Origin of the sequence: Chamaesiphon polymorphus CCALA 037 (assembly GCF_003003845.1) — a bacterium.
Taxonomy (GTDB): domain Bacteria; phylum Cyanobacteriota; class Cyanobacteriia; order Cyanobacteriales; family Chamaesiphonaceae; genus Chamaesiphon; species Chamaesiphon polymorphus.
This window is the reverse complement of the sequence record NZ_PVWO01000574.1, coordinates 1-3364: the sequence shown is the minus strand read 5'-3', so window position 1 is coordinate 3364 and position 3364 is coordinate 1. Positions and strand designations below refer to the sequence as shown.

The 3364-nt window shown below is 45.6% G+C and carries 4 protein-coding genes; 1 reads left to right on the top strand and 3 read right to left on the bottom strand.

What is annotated here, in order from left to right:
* The first annotated feature begins 115 nt into the window (after window positions 1-115).
* Window positions 116-358 carry a NifU family protein gene (locus C7B77_RS26585; protein ID WP_106312094.1) on the top strand — a complete coding sequence of 81 codons (243 nt, stop codon included), beginning with the start codon at window positions 116-118 and terminating at the stop codon, window positions 356-358.
* 295 nt (window positions 359-653) lie between these two features.
* Here C7B77_RS26585 and mazG read toward each other — a convergent pair whose 3' ends face one another.
* The 3 genes from mazG to C7B77_RS26570 form a co-directional block, all read right to left on the bottom strand.
* Window positions 654-1445, bottom strand: a complete 792-nt coding sequence (gene mazG / locus C7B77_RS26580) for a nucleoside triphosphate pyrophosphohydrolase (RefSeq protein WP_106312091.1) — start codon at window positions 1443-1445, stop codon at window positions 654-656.
* Between the two features lie 83 nt (window positions 1446-1528).
* Window positions 1529-1783, bottom strand: a complete 255-nt coding sequence (locus tag C7B77_RS26575) for a sunset domain-containing protein (RefSeq protein WP_106312088.1) — start codon at window positions 1781-1783, stop codon at window positions 1529-1531.
* Between the two features lie 132 nt (window positions 1784-1915).
* On the bottom strand, window positions 1916-3313 hold the full coding sequence (locus C7B77_RS26570) for a cation:proton antiporter (protein WP_106312085.1): 1398 nt from the start codon (window positions 3311-3313) through the stop codon (window positions 1916-1918).
* Between the last annotated feature and the right edge of the window lie 51 nt (window positions 3314-3364).

The following is a 3364-nucleotide window of genomic DNA, read 5'->3' as shown; positions in this document are numbered from 1 at the left end:
CCCATAAAGATAGAGAAATACACCCTAAAACAATCGGGAAATAATCGACTGGATCGGTTACGATCGAGATAAAGTCGATCCATCATCGCTCCCGTTCAATTTGGTTTAGTAAACTATGTCTGAATCTTTAACACTCAATCCTGCTAACGTCGAAACCGTACTCGATACCCTCCGCCCTTACCTGATGGCTGATGGTGGTAACGTAGAATTGGTGGATATCGATGGCCCAGTCGTCAAACTTCGCCTTCAAGGTGCCTGCGGTTCTTGCCCCAGTTCGACAATGACCCTCAAAATGGGGATCGAGCGCAAATTGTGCGACATGATTCCCGAAATTTCTGCCGTAGAACAAGTTTTTTAATTAGTGAATAGTAGGCTGGATATAGTTTAAAGTAGGGTGGGCAGTGCCCACCATCTATCCTCATACTAATTTCCAGATATCCCCCTTCGATCGACTCAATTTATTTACCACTTAATTAGACCCTGAAATTTTGGGCGAATTTGATATGTTTGATTTGGAGATTTCAAAATTAATCTAATCGAGCGTGTTTAAAATTTAGCTGGTGGGCAGTGCCCACCCTACATATTAAAACTAGTGTTTTAGAACCCCGACTTTTTTAAAAAAGTCGGGGTTCTGACTATCGAGTTTTTAGGTGTTACTTGGCTTGTTGCCATAGCGTTTCTAATTCCGCGATCGAATATTCTGTCAACGGCTTATCGATATAGCGTTCCATCTGTTGGATCCGATCGACAAAGCGTTGATTGGTACCGCTCAAACCTCCCTCTGGATCTAACTTAAACCATCGAGCGAGATTGACGATGGTAAATAATAAATCCCCCAATTCCGTCTCTTGATGAGCGACATCGGGCGTGGCTAGTGCTTCTTTAAATTCGGCCAACTCTTCATCGAATTTTTCCCATACGCCCTCAACATTTTCCCATTCAAATCCCATCGCCGCAGCGCGCTTGGAGATTTTCATCGCCGCAGTTAGGGGTGGTAATTTTTCTGTATAACTACTCAATTTATCGCTGAGTTTTTCGGTGGTTTGACCTTTTTCGATCGCTTTAATTTCTTCCCAATTGGCTCTAACTTCTTCGACACTATTTACTTCTACGTCCCCAAATACATGTGGATGGCGGCGAATTAATTTTTCACTAATACCGCGTGCCACATCCTCGATCGTAAATTGCCCCGTTTCACTAGCTATTTGCGATTGCAATACTACTTGCATTAATAAGTCCCCCAACTCCGAAACGATCGCGTCTCGATCGCCACTCCGAATCGCGTGTACCGCCTCATAAGCTTCTTCAACGATGTAGGGAGTCAAACTTTGTGGTGTCTGCGCCAAATCCCAAGGACAACCCCCATCGGGATCGCGCAATTTGGCAACAACATCGATTAATCCTTGGAGTGCGGTAAGTATTTGGGTCGAATTATTGTCTGTCATAGGTTTGATACTCGTAAGATCGAAGTAGGGTGCGTTACTTGGCAGGATAACGCACCAACAAACTTTTGCATCAACTAGATCGCTTATCTTGGTGCTTTCTTCCATCCACTGGCAATTGCCTCTGACTCAGTACAAAACCATCGCTCACCTTTGCCAGGATCGATCTTGGTAATTTCGTAGTCTTTCATTCCAGGAAGATGATAGAGCTTCGCCTTTTTGTTCCAAGATATATTCCCTTTAATATTGCAGCCTGGTGTCGGAATTAGGCTTTGGGATAGCAGCCGATTGGAAAATAGAGCAATACCACCGATAACAACAATCTGAATTAATGTTTTCATGCCGCACGCGATCGAAGAATGGATCTAGCGTTCCCAAATTTAGATCGATCGACACATTTGGAGCATATTACTCGATCGGCGGAGGGAGAATTAATAAATTGCCCCCCGCTGAATATGTTTAATCTCGATCGTTTAGTCGCTAGTCGATTCTACTGGATCGATTGTTTTATCTGTTTGTCCGAAGGCGACACGCAAAAATGGCGGAGCCAAGAAAGTAGTCAAAATTACCATGATAATAATCGATACCTGTAACGGCTTAGACAAAATGCCGCTAGCAGAGCCAATTCCGGCGAATACCAAGCCAACTTCGCCTCGTGGAATCATTCCGACGCCGATCGCCCAGCGATTGATGCCTGGTTTTCCGAATACCCCCCAGCCTGTGACTAGCTTACCGACAACAGCCACCGCTACCAAAAAGACTGCAATTAACAATCCCGCCCGATTTTCAGGCACGGTGGGGTTTAACACGCCCAGATCTGCACGCGCGCCGACAGTTACAAAAAAGATCGGTACGAACACATCGGCGATCGGTTTAATTAGTTCGTCTAATTCATTACGGGCATCGCTTTCATCTAATACCAATCCGGCGGCAAATGCGCCCAAAATTGCTTCGAGATGAATTGCATTGCCTAAAAATGCCATGAAAAAAGCAAAGACAAATGCTGGAATAATGACGTTACCACGGGTTTCTAGTTTCTCGACGATCGCGGTGAAAGCTTGATTAAAAATACCACCCAAGAGAATCGAACCGATTAGAAATACTGTGGCACTAACGATTAGATAAATCACATTAGCAATATCGATCTCCCCTGTTTTAGCGAGACTGGCAACTACCGCGAGGACGATAATTCCCAGCACATCGTCAATTACCGCCGCACCGACAATAATTTGACCTTCGGTTGATTTAAGTTGTCCCAACTCCGATAAAACTTTAGACGTAATCCCAATACTGGTTGCCGTCAATGCCGCCCCCGCAAAAATTGCCGGAATCGCCGCCACATGAAAGATCGCCATTAATCCCGCAGTGCCCGCTATAAAGGGCACGGCGACCCCTACACAAGCAACGACTACTGCTTGAATCCCGACTGCCTTGAGCTGGCGCAGATCGGATTCTAGGCCGATTTCAAATAGCAGAATAATTACACCGAGTTCGGCCAAAACGGAAATAACTTCGCTTTGAGACTCAAACACAGCTTCGATCGCGGTGGGCGACAGGTTGTTCAGTAGCTGGAGCGCATTCATCAGCAACGAATCCGTCGCAGCTAGTCCACCTTCGGGAAAGATAACTAAGTGTAAGGCCGAAATTCCCACGATTACACCCGCCACCAATTCTCCTAACACGGGCGGAAAATCTAATCTCTTGGCTACTTCCGAGCCAATTTTACTGGCGATAAAGATCGCAACTAGAGTCAGCAGTACTCCAGATAACACGATCGGAGCATATTCTGCCGCTACTGTTGCTAGCAATGGCGGTGGCATCACAGGAGCGATACTGGCACTCCACAAGGCAAGGGTGTCATTCAAAAACATGGGTTAAATAAGTCGTAATTCGTAAGTCGTAATTCGTAAGCGAGCTGAGTC